Below are 16591 nucleotides of genomic sequence, written 5' to 3' on the forward strand. Positions count from 1 at the left end.
CCACCAGCCCGCCTGGCACTGTGCTGCCAGCATGTATGCATGCGGGGCCGGCGCCTGCACGGTGCAGGTTGGAGCATGTCGCAGTATCGGGCCGCAGAGCCCGCGTGCGGTGTCAAAAGCTCTGTCTAGAGAGTTGCGTCGATGCGGACGGGTGCGGATCGATGCTGTGCGGTACGCGCCAGGGGGTCAGTGCTAAAGCACCGATCAGCGCAACTCCCGCGCCTCCACATCGCTCACCTGCGCCGCTCCGGGCAGGATGCCGCCGCGGCGCGGTGCCACTGGCTCCTCTGGGCCCTCGGTACCCTGAGTGCCATCGCCTGCGCCCTGCGCCGCTGCCCGCGTGGCGGTGGACCAGCGCTGGCTGGAACGAAACGCCGTGCTGAAGCCCGTACGCGGGTCCATGCGCATCACCCACGGCGTCACGGGCTGCCCCGTGAGCCGTGCCCAGCCTGCTCGCAAGGTCCAGACCAGCGCCAGCACCATGACGGCCGCCAGGAGGCTCACAAACAGCACCAGCCCCATGGCAATCACCACCAGGCGCACGATCAGGCGCAGCCCATCGGCAACAAATTCGTTCAAACGACACCTCTCCTTCACAACTGCGCCAAACGCCGCCCGGGCTCTCACAGAGCCCGGGCGGCGTGCTTTCAACACATCACGGTGTCAGCCCTGCGCTACGGCGCCGAACTGAAAGACACCGGGCTCGAGCACCGGGTTGACCGTGACAGGAATCACGCTCTTGGGTGGAAAACGCCCTTCCAGCAACAGCTTGGACAGCGGATTTTCCAGCCGCTGCTGGATCGCCCGCTTGAGCGGCCGTGCACCAAACACCGGGTCGAACCCCACCTTGGCCAATTCTGCCAAGGCCGCGTCCGACACCTGCAACTCCAAATCCATCTTCGCCAACCGGGTTTGCAGCAGCTGCAGCTGGATCTTGGCGATCGAAGCGATGTGCTGTGCATCCAGCGCGTGGAACACCACCGTCTCGTCAATGCGGTTCAGGAACTCGGGGCGGAAGTGGTTCTTGAGCTCGCCCCACACCGCTTCCTTGATGTCCTCAGAGTCCTGCCCCACCATGGCCTGGATCAGGTGCGAGCCGATGTTGCTCGTCATCACGATCACCGTGTTCTTGAAGTCCACGGTACGGCCCTGGCCATCGGTCAGGCGGCCATCGTCCAGCACCTGCAGCAGCACGTTGAACACGTCGGGGTGGGCCTTTTCCACCTCGTCGAGCAGCAGCACGCTGTAGGGCTTGCGGCGCACGGCTTCGGTCAGGTAGCCGCCCTCCTCATAGCCCACATAGCCTGGCGGCGCGCCGATCAGTCGGGCCACCGAATGCTTCTCCATGAACTCGCTCATGTCGATGCGGATCAGGTGGTCTTCGCTGTCAAACAAAAAGCCCGCCAGCGCCTTGCACAGCTCGGTCTTGCCCACGCCCGTGGGGCCGAGGAACAGGAACGATCCCGTGGGGCGGTTGGGATCCGACAAACCCGAGCGCGAACGGCGGATGGCGTTGGCCACGGCGGCAATCGCTTCTTCCTGGCCCACCACACGCTCGTGCAGCTTGCCTTCCATCTGCAGGAGCTTGTCCTTCTCGCCCTGCAGCATCTTGGACACCGGGATGCCCGTGGCGCGGCTCACCACCTCGGCGATCTCTTCGGCGCCCACCTGCGTGCGCAGCAGGCGGCGTGGGGCAGGAGCACCGTCTTTGCCGTCCTCTTGCGCCTGCGCTTCTTTCAGCTGGCGCTCCAGGTCGGGCAGCTTGCCGTACTGCAGCTCGGCCACCTTGTTGAAGTCGCCCTTGCGGGTGAACTCCTCGATCTGGAACTTGAGCTTGTCGATGGCTTCGCGCACGTGCGCGCTGCCCTGGGCCTGGGCCTTTTCAGCTTGCCAGATCTCGTCGTAGTCGGCGATCTCCTTTTGCAGCTTGGCGATCTCTTCTTCGATGAGACCAAAGCGCTTGAGCGAGGACTCGTCCTTCTCGCGGCGCACAGCCTCGCGCTCGATCTGCAGCTGGATCAGGCGGCGGTCCAGGCGGTCCATGACCTCGGGCTTGGAGTCCATCTCGATCTTGATCTTGGACGCAGCCTCGTCGATCAGGTCGATGGCCTTGTCGGGCAGGAAACGGTCGGTGATGTAGCGGTGGCTCAGCTCGGCCGCGGCCACGATGGCCGGGTCGGTGATGTCCACGCCATGGTGCACCTCGTACTTCTCCTGCAGGCCGCGCAAGATGGCAATGGTGGCTTCCACCGTGGGCTCGCCCACCAGGATCTTCTGGAAACGGCGCTCCAGCGCAGCGTCCTTCTCGATGTACTTACGGTACTCGTCGAGCGTGGTGGCGCCCACGCAGTGCAGCTCGCCGCGCGCGAGGGCGGGCTTGAGCATGTTGCCCGCGTCCATCGCGCCTTCGCCCTTGCCGGCGCCCACCATGGTGTGCAGTTCGTCGATGAAGACGATGGTCTGGCCCTCGTCCTTGGCCAGCTCGTTGAGCACGGCTTTCAGGCGCTCTTCGAACTCGCCGCGGTACTTGGCACCGGCGAGCAGGGCGGCCATGTCCAGGCTGAGCACGCGCTTGCCCTTGAGGCTCTCGGGCACCTCGCCGGCCACGATGCGCTGGGCCAGGCCTTCCACAATGGCAGTCTTGCCCACACCGGGTTCACCAATGAGGACGGGGTTGTTCTTGGTGCGCCGCTGCAGCACCTGGATGGCGCGGCGGATCTCGTCGTCGCGGCCGATCACGGGGTCGAGCTTGCCCATGCGGGCGCGCTCGGTCAGGTCCATGCAGTACTTGGCCAGGGCGCCGCGCTGGCCTTCGGCCTCGGCGTTGTCCATCTTCTGGCCGCCGCGCACGGCGTCGATGGCGGCCTCCAGGCTCTTGCGGGTCAGGCCGTTTTCCTTGGCGATGCGCGCAGCCTCGCCCTTGCTGTCGATCACGGCCAGCAGGAACAGCTCGCTCGCGATGAACTGATCACCGCGCTTAATGGCTTCCTTCTCGGTCGCCTGCAGCACGCGGCCGAGCTCCGGGCCGCCCTGCACCTGGTCATTGCCCTGCACCTGGGGCAGGCGCTGCACGGCCGACTCCGCCGCGGCCAGCAGGCCTTGTACGTTGACGCCGGCGCGCTGGAGCAACGCCCGCGGGCCGTCGTCCTGTTTGAGCATGGCCACGAGCATGTGCACAGGCTCGATGTAGGCGTGGTCATTGCCCAGGGCGAGGGTCTGGGCATCGCTCAGGGCTTCCTGAAACTTGGTGGTGAATTTGTCGAGACGCATGGTCCAATATCCTCCGAATTGCGCTGCACTTGGGGCAAATCTGCTGGAATTTCAAGACAACGCCCCGACTGGGCCTCGCGCCAGGTCAATGCCGCTCAAGCGCAGGTCTGCCCTGACCGGTGCGCGATTGCCCGACGAGAGGGATGTTCCAGCGGCCCCTCCACACACCCACAGACATCTCCCTCCTGTCTGATGCTCCTGGCCGAGCGCAAAAAAAACGCAGGCGGAGCGCGCCTGCGTTTTTGGTGGGCAGTGCCAATAACTTACTTGGCGGGGACGACGATCATGGTGTCGCCCTTTTTGCCGTCAGCGCCGGTGTCGCCCTTGGCGCCGTCGTAGCCCGGGGCACCAGAGGCGCCTGTGGCGCCGGCAGTACCGGTGGAGCCCTTGGCGCCGTCGTCACCCGTAGCGCCGGAAGCACCGGTAGCGCCCGTCGCACCCGTGGGGCCAGGAACGGCCACCGTGGAGCCGGTCGAGCCGGTGGCACCCGTAGCACCTGCCGGCCCGGCGGGGCCTGGAACGACCACTACGGGTGCTGTCGGAGCCGGAGTGACCACTGTGCGCTCGCAAGCGGCAAGACCTAGGGTGGCGATAAGTGCAGCAATCAGCAGCGAAATTTTCATGGGAGCCTTGTATGGGGAGAAGCGCACGCGACGATGAAACTGTGCGGAGAGTTTCTTTCTGGCCGGAACTCTCACAAGTCACTGGCAAGCGGTAGGGCTAATCTAGCGGCGCATTCCAAACGGCCGTGTAGGACGGCCCGTCGACTGCGTGTGGTCAGGACGGTCAAGACGATGCCTCGCCCCAAAGGCAGTGCGCCTTCGGGCCCTCCCCTCAAGAAGAGCGCTGAGCGCTGGAGCGGCACGTTGGTCGCAATCCCAGCATCGCTACTATTTTGATAGCTACACGCACAATACCAATAAGCGCTGGCGGCCAATTTCATTCAAAATTTCGACTCCAGCCAGCGCGAAAAGGCCGGTCAGGCGTTCTGCGCCACGATGCCCCAGCGCGCCAGCGCCGCGTCGTCGCTCACCCGCGCATCCACCCAGCGTGCGCCTTGCGGGGTGGTTTCCTTCTTCCAGAACGGGGCCTGGGTCTTGAGGTAGTCCATCAGAAACTCGCAGGCCTGAAAGCTCTGGCCCCGGTGGGCACTGGTCACTGCTACCAGCACGATCTGGTCGAGCGGCTGCAACAGCCCCACGCGGTGGATCACACGGGCGCCCAGGATGTCAAAGCGCCGAAAGGCATCGTCCACCATCGCTTCGATGGACTTCTCGGTCATGCCGGGGTAGTGCTCGAGCTCCATGGCCGACACGGTGTCGTACTTTGGCGCCGCCTCGTTGGGCAGCGAGGACTCGGAAGTGGAGGACGTGGAGGCCACATTCCGGTCACGCACGGTGCCCACAAAGCTGCAGACTGCGCCCACGCCCTTGTCACCGCGGCGCAGCGCCGCGATCTCGGCGGAGAGGTCGAAGTCTTCGGTCTGGATGGAGACACGCGGCGCGGTCATGTCGGCAGGTTTTTCTGGCGTGGATTGCATGGGTTGCACGAGAAGGCGCGAGGTCAGGGCGAGCGGTGCAGGCGGGGCGCGGCCAGCAGCGCACGCTCTTCCTCCACCACCTTGTTCAGTTGCGCGAGCGCGGGATTTTGCGGCAGCTTGGCCAGCATCGCCTGCAGGCGCGTCACGTCGCCCACCGACGGGGCCACCTTGATCTGCGCGATGGCGGCGGCCAGATTGCCGCTCTGGATCAGTGCCAGCACTTTGCCGGGCCATTCGCTTTTAAGTCGTGCCATGGAGGATTTTTCGATTGTCTGTACGATTCGCCCGCACTGTACTCCCAGTGCATGCCCGCACGGTCCATCCTGAGTGCCCGCACTGCCTACCTGCACTGTCCCAACCCCATTCCCACCCGCATGGCCACGCAAACCATCACCACCGCCCTGTACATGCTCTACCCTTCGCCGCGCAATACGCACAAGGATGTGTTCGAGCACCAGGTCTTTGTTCCCCATCCCTACGCCATCATCGATCTCGACGTGATGGAACTGTCAGGCAAGACCACGCTGTTTGGAGCTTGCCGGCTGTCAGACATGAAGATGGGCCAGGTGGTGAGCTTCGAGCTGCCCGCGGACCAAGCCCGGTTCGAGCGGCTGTTCACGCCCGATTGATGCGCAATGGGTGCGCGACCGGCTGCTCTGTCTGTAGCAAGCAGCGGTTACGTGGTGTAAGTGCCGCCCACCGGCGGCGGACAGCAGAGATACTCCGCGCTCCATCCATTTCCATCGATCAGGCTGCGCATGAAACACCGACTCCTTCTGCTGACTTTGTGCCTGGCCAGTGCGCCACTGTTCGCGCAAAGCGGCAGTGCTGCCGCGGCGCCCAGCAGTGCCAACATCGCCAGCGCGCCTGGCTACACAGCGTCATCGCTCGTGGGCAAATGGGAGCACCGTTACGACACTGCAGAATCGCGCCTGTACCAGGTGACCGAGCTCAAGGAGAACAAGACCTTTACCCAGCATGCGGTCTACAAGGACCCGCAAGGCAACGTGCTGGTGGACAACATGGCCACCGGGACCTGGTCGTTTGACGGCGTGAACTTCATCCGCGTGGTGACGGCGGTCAACCAGCAAAAGCTCCCGCGACGCCAGCAGGTAAAGCTCGCACACAAGATGGGCGCTGTCACCGCATCCAGCTTCCAATCGGTGGACACGGAAACCCAGCGGCAGCTCCTCTTCACTCGCATGCGCTAGCCCCATACGCTAGCCACCGCGCCCGGCGGCTCTGAGCCGCACGGGCCGGCGCTACAGCATGCAGCAGCCGCCACAATGGCGCATGCACGACGACGACAACCAGATCCATGTTCCGCCCTCTTTCATGGCGGTGTACAGCGACACCCGCAACCGCCTGACCGAAAAGCCCGCCGTGGTGCGCACCCGCTACGAACTGTGTGAGGACCTTGCAGGCCACTTGGTGGAGCATGCACAGACGCTGTACCACGTGCAGGCCCCGTCCGAGTCGGAGATCCTTACGCGCATCCACGCCGGTCTGTGCACCGCTGAGTCGGGCGTATCCGTGCCCGAGGCCACCTGGATCGTCACCCGCCTGGCCGAGCTGCTGACCTGGCCTTGCCCTGAACTGGTTGCGCCTCCGCCCGCAGACACGGCGCCCGGTGCCACCGGAGCGGACAGCCAGAGTTAACCCCCGTTTTGAGCGGCCCCCACCCACCCTGCCGCGCCCACCGTGGCGGCTTGGCGACAGCGGATGCGGAGCCCCTCGCTATACTGCGCCCCATGCCCACGCACTGCACTTCTGCCCTGATCGCCGCTCCCGCGGTGGCCTTGCAGTGCGTGGTCAAAGCCAAAAAACCAGAGCTCATCTGACCGGAGCTGTGGTTCCGTCCGGATGAGCGACGGAACCACCTGGTAGAGAAATTCCCCTTTCTTTCTTCTTCCCTCCCCGGCATTCCGCGCGTTCTTTTTCGGACGGTTCTTCCCTTGGTCGAACCTTGAAAGGACGCTACGCATGCCGACACTGACGACACCCTCCCCCGCTGCCTCCCCGACTACTCCCCCGGCCACACTCCCTGCGCACACCCGCACTCGCTTCAGCGGGCTGTGGATCGCCCTGGTCACGCCGTTCAAGGACGGCGCCGTGGACCATCCGGCGCTGGCAGCCCTCACCGCCCGGCTTTGTGCCGACGGTGTTGCGGGCTTCGTGGCCTGCGGCTCGACCGGCGAGGCGGCGGCCCTCGACAAGGCCGAGCAACTGCAGGTGCTGGAAACCGTGCTCGGCGCCGCCCAGGGTTTGCCCGTGGTGATGGGGCTGTCGGGCTACCACCAGGGCCAGATGCTGGAGCAGGTGCGGGCCCTTGCGCACTATCCCGTTGCGGGCCTGCTGGTCTCCGCCCCCCACTACATCCGCCCCTCGCAAGAAGGCCTGCTGCACTGGTTCCGCACGCTGGCCGACGCCAGCGCGGCGCCCCTGCTGATCTACGACATTCCCTACCGCACGGGCGCCACGATCACCACCGAGACGCTGCTGGCGCTGGCGGCGCATCCGCGCATCCAGGGCGTCAAGGACTGCGGCGGCAACCCCGCCAAGACGCAGGCGCTGATCGCCGATGGCCGGCTGCAGGTGTTGACGGGCGAAGACGCGCAGATCTTCCATACGCTGGCCCTGGGGGGTGCAGGTGCCATATCGGCCAGCGCGCACTGGCAGACGCCGCGTTTTGTGGAGTTGATGGCTTTGCTGCGCTCGGGCGATCTGCACGCGGCGCGCCGTGTGTGGCAGGCCTTGCAACCCTGGGTGGACGCGTGTTTTGCCGAGCCCAACCCGGCCCCGCTCAAGGCCATGCTGGCGCATGCAGGGTGGATGCACAACGAGCTGCGCGCGCCGATGATGCCGGCCTCGCAGGCGCTACAGGATCGCCTGAAGGCGCTCTGAGGCGACCTGCAAGCGCGCGAGAGAGCGCGAGAGAGCGAACCCTTAGCCGCCCGTCACCGGCGGAAAAAACGCCACCTCGGCCCCATCGGCCAGGGTGGCGGATTCATCGCTCAAGGTCTGGTTGAGCGCCATGCGCACGGCCCGGCCGCGCGCAAGGCTGCTGGCATGGGCACCGCCGCGTGCAATCAGTTCGTCGCGCAGGGCACCCAGCGTGGCGGCCGAGGTCTCGACCGCCTCGCTGCCTTGCCCAATGGCCTCGCGGATGGAGGCAAAGTAACGCACAGAGACCTTGTTCATCCCAGCAGCTCCGAAAACGCAATGAACCGCACCCTATCGCCGGGGGCAATCGTCTGCCCCGCCGGGTTGTCGATCACGCCGTCGCCCCAGGCGGCCGAGGTGAGCACGCCCGAGCTCTGGTTGGAAAACAGGTCGAGCCCACCGGCTGCGTTGTGCCGCACGCGCAGAAATTCGCGGCGTTTATCGGCTTTGGGCCAGGTGAAATCAGCGCGGGCAGCGATGGATTGGGGGGCGACATCCTGCACACCCTGCAGCCGCAGCACGAACGGCCGCACCAGCAGCGCAAAGGTCAGAAAGCTCGACACCGGGTTGCCGGGCAGCCCCATGAAGTGCGCAGCGCCCTCTGCCCGGGGAATCTGACCATAGGCAAAGGGCTTGCCGGGCTTCATCGCGATTTGCCACAGGTCCAGCGAACCCAGTGACTCGACGGCGGGCTTGATGTGGTCTTCTTCGCCCACCGACACACCGCCGCTGGTCAGGATCAGATCGTGCGAGCCGCTGGCGGAACGCAGGGCGTCGATGGTGGCGTCGCGCCGGTCGGGCACGATGCCGTAGTCCGTGACGGCGCAGCCCAGGCGTTGCAGCATCGCGCGCAAAAAGAAGCGGTTGCTGTTGTAGATGGCGCCAGGCCGCATCTGCTCGGGCGGTACGTCGCCGGGCATGACCAGTTCGTCACCGGTCGAAAACAATGCCACGCGCGGTCGGCGCGCCACTTGCAGCTGGTGCAGGCCGATGCTGGCGGCCAAGCCCAGCTCGGCCGGGGACAGCCGCGTGCCGGCCGCCAGCACCACGGCGCCGCGGGTGATGTCCTCGCCCGCGCGGCGGATCCATTGGCCGATGGGCGGCAGCACATTCACGCGCACGCGGCCCAGGCCTTCGCCGTCCAGGACTTCGCAGTCTTCCTGCATCAGGATGGTGTCCGCGCCCTCGGGAACGGGTGCGCCGGTGAAGATGCGCGCCGCCGTGCCGGGTGCCAGCGGCTCGCCCGCGCTGCCGGCGGCGATGCGCTGCGAGACGGGCAACACGGCGCCCGCGGCAGGCACGTCGGCACCACGCACGGCATAGCCGTCCATGGCGCTGTTGTCCTGCGGCGGCACATGCAGCGCCGAGACACAGTCTTGCGCCAGCACGCGCCCGTCGGCGTCAAAGGTGGTGACAGTCTCTGCGCCCTGCAGCGGCGCGGCATGGGCCAGCAGCTCGGCCAGCGCCTGGTCCAGGGGTTTCATCGGTGCGCGCGGCGGGAGGCTCATGCCAGATCGACTCCATAGAGTTCGGCGTTGTACTCAAAACGCTCCTGGTGCGCGATGAGCCAGTCCGCCATCTGCGACGGCGCGTTGAGGTCCAGTACCGGCAGGCCGGTGGGCGCGGGCAGGCCACCGGGCGCGTCGGTGGCCACGGCGACGACAAAATCGTCTTCGGGGTAACGCACCGGCTTGGTGGGCTGCCCGGGCTCTGGCGCGCGCCACACCTCGATCTTGAGCAAGTCGCTGTCCTTGAAGCCTTCGACCAAAACCCAGTCCACGCCGGCGTACAGCTCGGCCAGCAGGTGGTGCACGCTGAGCGTGGCGGGGCGTTCGAACTCGCGCACCAGCATCAGGCGTTTGTCGGATGCCGCCACCACCTCAAAGGCCCCTGCCTCGCGGTGCCGGTAGGTGTCCTTGCCCGGATGGTCCACGTCAAAGCTGTGGTGCGCGTGCTTGACCACCGACACCCGCAGGCCGCGCAGCCGCAGCTCGGGGATGAGCTGCTCGACCAGCGTGGTCTTGCCACTGCCTGAGAAACCCGCAAAACCGATCACCTTCATCCATCGCTCCTTGGGTTTGCTACTATTTTTATAGCTACCAGCGCTATACATCAAGCGCTGGAGGCCATTTTGATGCGGAAAATGCACTCCACGGTACCTGCCCGACCACCACATGGCGGCCGGGACCTTTCGCGCCGGCGACTGCCCGTACGCGGACTCGGCAACCGTCAGTTTGCTGGCGCGCAATGGCGTTCGATGTATTGCTTGACCAACTGCACGTTGGCGGGCATCACCTGCACGCGCTTGGGCAGGTCTTCAATGCCCGCAAACTTGGCAGGGCGCTCGGGCGCGTGGCCCAGCGCTTCGACGATGGTCTCTGCAAACTTGATCGGCAGCGCAGTCTCCAGCACGATCATCGGCACCGACGCATCGCCATGGTGCTCGCGCGCCACCTTCACGCCGTCGGCGGTGTGGGTATCGATGGTGACGCCATAGCGTTCGAAGGTGTCCTTGATGGTGGCCAGGCGGTCGGCATGCGTGCTCTTGCCACTCGCAAAACCGTACTTGCTGGCCGCATCGGCAAACAGCGGTTCGGCGCTCAAGTCGAACCTGCCATAGGCGGGCAGCGCTTTGGCAAACAACGCGTTCGTGCGCTGTCCGTTGCGGCCCAGCAGGTCAAAAATGAACCGCTCGAAGTTGCTGGCCTTGCTGATGTCCATGGACGGGCTTGAGGTCTCGTGCGTATCGGCCGCAGCCCGCACGCGGTAGGCGCCGGTGCGAAAGAACTCGTCGAGCACATCGTTCTCGTTGGTGGCCACCACCAGCTTGTCGATGGGCAAGCCCATCTGACGCGCCACATGGCCTGCGCACACGTTGCCGAAGTTGCCCGACGGCACGGTGAAGCTGACCTTCTGGTTGTTGGTCTCCGTGGCCTGGATGTAGCCCGCGAAGTAGTACACCACCTGGGCCAACAGGCGCGCCCAGTTGATCGAGTTAACGGTGCCGATCTTGTACTTGCGCTTGAACTCGAGGTCGTTGCTCACGGCCTTGACGATGTCCTGGCAATCATCAAACACGCCTTCGATGGCGATGTTGTGGATGTTCTCGTCCTGCAGGCTGAACATCTGCGCTTGCTGGAAAGCGCTCATGCGGCCGTGCGGGCTGGTCATGAAGACGCGCACGCCCTGCTTACCGCGCATGGCGTATTCGGCCGCGCTGCCAGTGTCCCCGCTGGTGGCACCCAGGATGTTGAGCTCTTCACCACGGCGGTTCAGTTCGTATTCGAACAGGTTGCCCAGCAACTGCATGGCCATGTCCTTGAAGGCCAGCGTGGGGCCGTTGGACAGGGCTTCAAGCCACAGGCCGTCTTCCAGGTGGCGCAGGGGCACGATCTCGCCGGTGCCGAAGACTTCCGCCGTGTACGTTTTCGCGCAGATGGCCTTCAGGTCGGCGGCAGGGATGTCGTCGATGTAGAGCGACAGGATCTGGAAGGCCAGCTCGGCGTAGCCCTGCTCGTGGTAGGCCTTGCGCAGCTTGGTCAGGGTGGCGTCGCTGATCTTCGGGTACTGCTCGGGCAGGTACAGGCCGCCATCGGGCGCAAGGCCCTCGAGCAGGATGTCGCAAAAACGCTTGCGGTCGGCATGGCCGCGGGTGGAGACGTACAGCATCAGTTCAGTTCCTCTTTGCGGATGCGCGTGATGGGCGCCAGCACCGTGGGCAGGGCCTGCATCTGGGCGATCACGGCGTCCATGGTGCCTTCGCGGGTGTCGTGGGTCAGGATGATGAGATCGGTTTGTGTGGAGCCCTCGCCACCCACTTCGTCAGCCTCGCGCTGCAGCACCGCGTCGATGCTCACCCCGGCCTCAGCGAGCAGACCGGTAACCTTGGCCAGCACGCCAGCCTGGTCGGCCACGCGCAGGCGCAGGTAGTAGCTGGTGACCACTTCGCTCATGGGCAGCACGGGCAGCGTACCCATGGCGTCGGTCAGCGTGTTGGCCTGGAAGGCCAGGTGCGGCACGCGGTGCTCCGGGTCGGCGGTGGCCAGGCGGGTGATGTCCACCAGGTCGGCAATCACGGCGCTGGCGGTGGGCTCGCTGCCCGCGCCCTTCCCGTAGTACAGCGTGGTCCCCACGGCATCGCCCTGCACCACCACGGCGTTCATGGCGCCTTCGACGTTGGCGATCAGGCGCTTGCTGGGCACCAGGCTCGGGTGTACGCGCAGCTCGATGCCCTTGTCTGCACGCTTGGTGATGCCCAGCAGCTTGATGCGGTAGCCCAGTTGCTCGGCGTACTTGATGTCGGCCGCACCCAGCTTGGTGATGCCCTCGACATAGGCCTTGTCGAACTGCACCGGGATGCCAAAGGCGATGGCGCTCATCAGCGTGACCTTGTGCGCGGCGTCCACGCCTTCGATGTCGAAGGTGGGGTCGGCCTCGGCGTAGCCCAGGCGCTGCGCTTCTTTCAGCACCACGTCGAAGTCCAGGCCCTTGCTGCGCATCTCGGACAGGATGAAGTTGGTGGTGCCGTTGATGATGCCGGCGATCCACTGGATGCGGTTGGCGGTCAGGCCTTCGCGCAGCGCCTTGATGATGGGGATGCCACCGGCCACGGCGGCCTCGAAGGCCACCATCACGCCCTTGGCCGATGCGGCCGCGAAGATCTCGGTGCCGTGCACGGCCAGCAGCGCCTTGTTGGCGGTGACCACGTGCTTGCCAGCCGCAATGGCTTCGAGCACCAGCGCACGGGCGATGCCGTAGCCGCCGATGAGCTCGATGACGATGTCGATGTCGGGGTTGGCGATGATGGCGCGGGCGTCGTTGACGACCTGGATGTCGGCGCCCACCGCGGCCCGGGCACGGTCTACGTCGAGGTCGGCCACCATGGTGATCTCGATGCCGCGGCCGGCGCGGCGGCTGATCTCGTCCTGGTTGCGCGCGAGCACGTTGAACACGCCGCTGCCGACGGTGCCGATGCCCAGAAGGCCTACTTGGATGGGTTTCATAGCGATGGGGGAAGAAAGAGTTGGAAGATGAAAAATGGGGCGGGCGTCGGGGGCGGGGGCGAGCTGGCGGGGCGCGGCGTCATCGCGTGACGTACGTGGGCAATTGCCACGCGCCGCCTGCAAAACCGCGGCACATGCTGTCGCCCGCTTCGCTGGTCCGCACAAAGCCCCGCCCGTCAAACTGCCACTGGCGCACCCACCAGCAGTCGCCGATGCCGCGGCCCTTCATCGCCGAATGCACGCTGCCGGTGGCGGGATCGAAATCACCGTCTACATCGGCCAGGGGCTCTGGTTGGTAGGGGGGCCGGTCGTTGGCCATCCACAGCAGGCTGCTGAAGTTGTACGCCCCCATGCCGCAGGGCACGGACAGCAGCACCTTGCGCTCCGTCAGGCGGTACACCTGCACATTGGCCGGGTTGAAGGCGTCGTCGCCGTTGCACTGGCCGTCGACGCCGGAGCGGTCCAGCGCTGCTACCAGCGGCTTGGCCAACGCGGCATCGCCCGGGCGCGTGGGCAGGGGCTTGGAGGTCTTGGCAACCGGCGCGGGCAGTGGCGGCAGCACGGACGATTCGGGGCGCGTGCCACGGCGCACGAGCGCCCCGGGCGTGCCGACGCGGCCCTGAGCCTCGTCCATTTTGAGCATGACGGCACTGGCGCCAGCGAGCGACAGCGTCCATTGGTCCTTGCCCGCCAACACGGTCGCTTCGCTGTTCGTCTGGAGCTCTTGCAGCAGGCGCGGCACCTGGCCCGCTGGCACTCGGGAAATGTCGTGGCCTTCCAGTTCCCGCACCGAGGCCTTGCCCACCCGCAGTTCGAGCGCTCCCAGTTCAGTCTTTTCGGTATGGACCTGCAAATCCACCTGCACGGGTGCGTTGGGGCCTGCCTGGCGTGTCAGGAGGACGGAGACAGGCTCCGAATCACCGTCTTCCGATTGGTAGCCCACCGCCCGGCAGGTGCGGGTGTTGTCGCATTGCAGGGCCCAATCCTTGTGCTGAAAGCTGACGGGCTCGGTCTTGGGGTCGGCGGCGTTCGCGGGCGCCATGCAGGCTGCAAATGCCATCGCCAGCGTGCACGCCCCCGCACGGGCCAGGAAACCCCGGACATGGTCAGCAGCTGGGCGGATGTGCATGGGAGGTCTCGTGTGGGAGACGTGCCGCGTCTTCAGCCGGCCGCGGCGGCAACCGCCACAGCGGCCGCCTGCTGGCGCTTGCGGTACTGCTCGAGGAAGCGTGCCACGCGGCCGATGGCATCGCGCAGATCGTCTTCGTGGGGCAGGAAAACGATGCGGAAATGGTCGGGCGCTGCCCAGTTGAAGCCGGTGCCCTGCACCAGCATGACTTTGGTTTCCTGCAGCAGTTCAAGGAAGAACTGCTGGTCATTCTCGATGGGGTACACGGCGGGGTCCAGGCGCGGGAACATGTACAAGGCCGCCTGGGGCTTGACGCAGGTCACGCCCGGGATGGCCGTGATGAGTTCGTACGCCAGATCGCGCTGCTTGCGCAGGCGCCCACCTTCGCCCACCAGTTCGTTGATGCTCTGGTAGCCCCCCAGTGCGGTCTGCACCGCCCACTGACCGGGCACGTTGGCGCACAGGCGCATGTTCGAGAGCATGTTCAAGCCCTCGATGTAGTCCTTGGCAGGTTTCTTGTCGCCCGACACCACCAGCCAGCCCGCGCGGTACCCGCAAGAGCGGTAGCTTTTGGAGAGCGAGTTGAACGTGAGCGTGAGCACGTCCTCGCTCAGCGAACCGATGGCCGTGTGCTTGGCGCCGTCGTACAGCACCTTGTCGTACACCTCGTCGGCAAAGATCACAAGGCCATGCTCGCGGGCGATGCCGACAATGCCCTTGAGGAGCTCATCGGAGTACAGCGCGCCGGTGGGGTTGTTGGGATTGATGACCACGATGCCCTTCGTGCGGGGCGTGATCTTGGCGCGGATGTCGGCCAGGTCGGGCATCCAGCCATTGGCTTCGTCGCACAGATAGTGCACCGGCGTGCCGCCCGACAGGCTGGCCGCGGCCGTCCACAGCGGGTAGTCGGGCGAGGGCAGCAGCAACTCGTCGCCGTTGTCGAGCAGCGCGTTGGTCGCCATCACAATCAGTTCGCTGGCGCCATTGCCCAGGTAGATGTCGTCCAGCATCACGCCCTTGATGCCCTGCTTTTGCGTCTCGTGCATCACGGCCTTGCGCGCCGCGAAGATGCCCTTGCTGTCCGAGTAGCCTGCCGAATTGGGCAGATTGCGGATCATGTCCAGCTGGATCTCTTCTGGCGCATCAAAGCCGAACACGGCCAGGTTGCCGATGTTGAGCTTGATGATCTTGTGCCCGTCTTCCTCCATCTGCTTGGCCGCGTCCATGATGGGCCCCCGGATGTCGTAGCAGACGTTGGCGAGCTTGGCGGATTTCTGGACGGTTTTCATGCGCTGACGATGAAGGGAGTGGGGCCAGGTGGCGCGCCAGGGCGGCTAGCACCTTGGCGAAACCTATAATTTGACCACAGATCGAATGTGCGACCGGCCCCTGGTCCACCTGAAAGCCGGCCTTCACCACCCCGCTCGCCACGGCGCTCTCCACACCCATGAAATTCCAGCCCGATCGCTCGAACGCACAATCCATCAATGGGTACGGCCCCGGTTGGATCAGCGTGGATGCAGACAAGATCACCCACAGCGTCATCCTGGGCTCCAACGGCCTGCGTAAGCCCTGGCCCTGCGCCCGGTTTGAAGACCTGACGGCCGAGCATTTCGCGCAGCTGGCCGAACTGGAGGGGGAGCTCATCATTTTCGGCAGCGGCACGCGCAACCGGTTTCCACCCCCGGCCTGGCTGGCCCCGCTCATGCAGCGGCGGCTGGGCCTGGAGACCATGGACACCGCGGCCGCCTGCCGCACTTACAACATCCTTGCGAGCGAAGGGCGCAACGTGGTGGCCGCGCTGCTGCTTGAAGTCTGAGCGCTGCCGTTAGAGCCCGCGCAAAGGCGGGCGCACAGACTTCTAAACCCCCTCTGCAAACTGCGTTTTCCCGTCTGGCCCAAGAGCTCAGACACACAGTCTTACATTTGGTTAGCAATCGGTTTCGGGGTAAAATCTCGGGTTGCGGTCGGGGGCACCTACAAGAGCAATAACACACCTGCTCCCCCGGCTTATCAACGACTACATCCTGAGAGATTGAAGAGCTATGGCGATCGTTGTCAACAAACCCCTCCCCGAATTTGAAGCCAACGCTACCGGTGGACTCAAGGTCTCCAACACCTCGCATCTTGGCCAAGTGGTGGTGCTCTACTTCTATCCCAAGGACAACACCCCGGGCTGCACCACCGAAGCGATGCAGTTCCGTGACAAGTACAAGGATTTCGTGAAGGCAGGCGCCGCAGTGTTCGGCGTCTCGCGCGACAACATGAAGTCGCACGACGAGTTCAAGGAAAAGCTGGAATTGCCCTTCGAACTCATCGCTGACACCGAAGAGAAGATGTGCCACATGTTCGGCGTGGTCAAGAACAAGATCATGTACGGCAAGAAGGTCAAGGGCATCGAGCGCAGCACTTTCCTCATCGGCCCCGACGGTACACTGTTCCAGGAATGGCGCGGCCTCAAGGTCCCCGGCCATGTGGACGAAGTTCTGAAGGCCGTGAAGTCCATCAAGGCCCTCAAAAAGGCTGCTTGATTGCCGTCTGGCGCAAGACCAAGGCATCCTCGCCACAGCCTGGATGCTTTGCCAAAGCAGCCATCTGAAATAGGCATAATGGATCGATGCCCCAGGTTTTCGCAACGTTTGCCTTCCCCAACAAAGCCGCCTTGGCCTCCAGGCGGCTTTTTGCTTTCTAGACCCATCCATCGAC

18 protein-coding genes are annotated in these 16591 nt (G+C 65.1%); 6 read left to right on the forward strand and 12 right to left on the reverse strand.

Going from position 1 to position 16591, the window contains the following annotated elements; genetic code table 11:
- Positions 1-204: 204 nt before the first annotated feature.
- The 5 genes from ACSQ3Q_RS16975 to ACSQ3Q_RS16995 form a co-directional block, all read right to left on the reverse strand.
- A complete protein-coding gene (locus ACSQ3Q_RS16975; RefSeq protein ID WP_436135511.1) occupies positions 205-579 on the reverse strand; it encodes a hypothetical protein in 375 nt (124 codons plus the stop codon).
- Positions 580-663: 84 nt separating this feature from the next.
- Positions 664-3270, reverse strand: coding sequence for an ATP-dependent chaperone ClpB (clpB, locus tag ACSQ3Q_RS16980; RefSeq protein WP_436135512.1), 2607 nt, complete (start codon positions 3268-3270; stop codon positions 664-666).
- Between the two features lie 263 nt (positions 3271-3533).
- Entirely contained in the window at positions 3534-3893 is a 360-nt protein-coding gene (locus tag ACSQ3Q_RS16985) for a collagen-like protein (RefSeq protein WP_436135513.1), read from the reverse strand.
- 356 nt (positions 3894-4249) lie between these two features.
- Complete coding sequence (locus ACSQ3Q_RS16990; RefSeq protein WP_436137020.1) at positions 4250-4780, reverse strand: molybdenum cofactor biosynthesis protein MoaE; 531 nt, start codon at positions 4778-4780, stop codon at positions 4250-4252.
- A 53-nt stretch (positions 4781-4833) separates the two neighbouring features.
- A complete protein-coding gene (locus tag ACSQ3Q_RS16995) occupies positions 4834-5064 on the reverse strand; it encodes a hypothetical protein (protein WP_436135514.1) in 231 nt (76 codons plus the stop codon).
- Between the two features lie 120 nt (positions 5065-5184).
- Here ACSQ3Q_RS16995 and ACSQ3Q_RS17000 point away from each other — a divergent pair, with 120 nt between their 5' ends.
- The 4 genes from ACSQ3Q_RS17000 (at position 5185) to dapA (ending at position 7714) form a co-directional block, all read left to right on the forward strand.
- Positions 5185-5439: a hypothetical protein gene (locus tag ACSQ3Q_RS17000; RefSeq protein WP_436135515.1), complete on the forward strand. Its 255-nt coding sequence runs from the start codon at positions 5185-5187 to the stop codon at positions 5437-5439.
- Positions 5440-5568: 129 nt separating this feature from the next.
- Positions 5569-6021 (forward strand): hypothetical protein, encoded by a 453-nt coding sequence (locus tag ACSQ3Q_RS17005; RefSeq protein WP_436135516.1) that lies wholly within the window; start codon positions 5569-5571, stop codon positions 6019-6021.
- A gap of 58 nt (positions 6022-6079) precedes the next feature.
- Positions 6080-6469, forward strand: coding sequence for a hypothetical protein (locus ACSQ3Q_RS17010; RefSeq protein WP_436135517.1), 390 nt, complete (start codon positions 6080-6082; stop codon positions 6467-6469).
- Between the two features lie 324 nt (positions 6470-6793).
- Positions 6794-7714: a 4-hydroxy-tetrahydrodipicolinate synthase gene (gene dapA, locus ACSQ3Q_RS17015; RefSeq protein ID WP_436135518.1), complete on the forward strand. Its 921-nt coding sequence runs from the start codon at positions 6794-6796 to the stop codon at positions 7712-7714.
- Between the two features lie 42 nt (positions 7715-7756).
- On the opposite strand, the gene moaD is transcribed toward dapA, so the two are convergent.
- From moaD to ACSQ3Q_RS17050, 7 genes are all read right to left on the reverse strand, one after another.
- Complete coding sequence (gene moaD / locus ACSQ3Q_RS17020; RefSeq protein ID WP_436135519.1) at positions 7757-8011, reverse strand: molybdopterin converting factor subunit 1; 255 nt, start codon at positions 8009-8011, stop codon at positions 7757-7759.
- Complete coding sequence (locus tag ACSQ3Q_RS17025; protein ID WP_436135520.1) at positions 8008-9261, reverse strand: molybdopterin molybdotransferase MoeA; 1254 nt, start codon at positions 9259-9261, stop codon at positions 8008-8010. Before ACSQ3Q_RS17025 ends, moaD begins: the two co-directional genes overlap by 4 nt.
- Entirely contained in the window at positions 9258-9815 is a 558-nt protein-coding gene (gene mobB / locus ACSQ3Q_RS17030) for a molybdopterin-guanine dinucleotide biosynthesis protein B (RefSeq protein WP_436135521.1), read from the reverse strand. The genes ACSQ3Q_RS17025 and mobB overlap by 4 nt, the downstream gene beginning before the upstream one ends.
- Positions 9816-9982: 167 nt before the next feature.
- A complete protein-coding gene (gene thrC, locus ACSQ3Q_RS17035; RefSeq protein ID WP_436135522.1) occupies positions 9983-11422 on the reverse strand; it encodes a threonine synthase in 1440 nt (479 codons plus the stop codon).
- Complete coding sequence (locus ACSQ3Q_RS17040; RefSeq protein WP_436135523.1) at positions 11422-12756, reverse strand: homoserine dehydrogenase; 1335 nt, start codon at positions 12754-12756, stop codon at positions 11422-11424. Before ACSQ3Q_RS17040 ends, thrC begins: the two co-directional genes overlap by 1 nt.
- Before the next feature lie 79 nt (positions 12757-12835).
- Entirely contained in the window at positions 12836-13885 is a 1050-nt protein-coding gene (locus ACSQ3Q_RS17045; protein WP_436135524.1) for a DUF1176 domain-containing protein, read from the reverse strand.
- 32 nt (positions 13886-13917) lie between these two features.
- A complete protein-coding gene (locus ACSQ3Q_RS17050) occupies positions 13918-15174 on the reverse strand; it encodes a pyridoxal phosphate-dependent aminotransferase (protein WP_436135525.1) in 1257 nt (418 codons plus the stop codon).
- A 158-nt stretch (positions 15175-15332) separates the two neighbouring features.
- On the opposite strand from ACSQ3Q_RS17050, the gene ACSQ3Q_RS17055 reads away from it, so the two are divergent.
- Together ACSQ3Q_RS17055 and ACSQ3Q_RS17060 are read left to right on the forward strand one after the other, a co-directional pair.
- A complete protein-coding gene (locus tag ACSQ3Q_RS17055; protein WP_436135526.1) occupies positions 15333-15704 on the forward strand; it encodes an Mth938-like domain-containing protein in 372 nt (123 codons plus the stop codon).
- Between the two features lie 226 nt (positions 15705-15930).
- Positions 15931-16416, forward strand: coding sequence for a peroxiredoxin (locus ACSQ3Q_RS17060; RefSeq protein ID WP_436135527.1), 486 nt, complete (start codon positions 15931-15933; stop codon positions 16414-16416).
- The last annotated feature ends 175 nt before the right edge of the window (positions 16417-16591 follow it).

This window comes from Acidovorax sp. LjRoot129 (assembly GCF_964253765.1).
Taxonomy (GTDB): Bacteria; Pseudomonadota; Gammaproteobacteria; order Burkholderiales; family Burkholderiaceae_C; genus Acidovorax.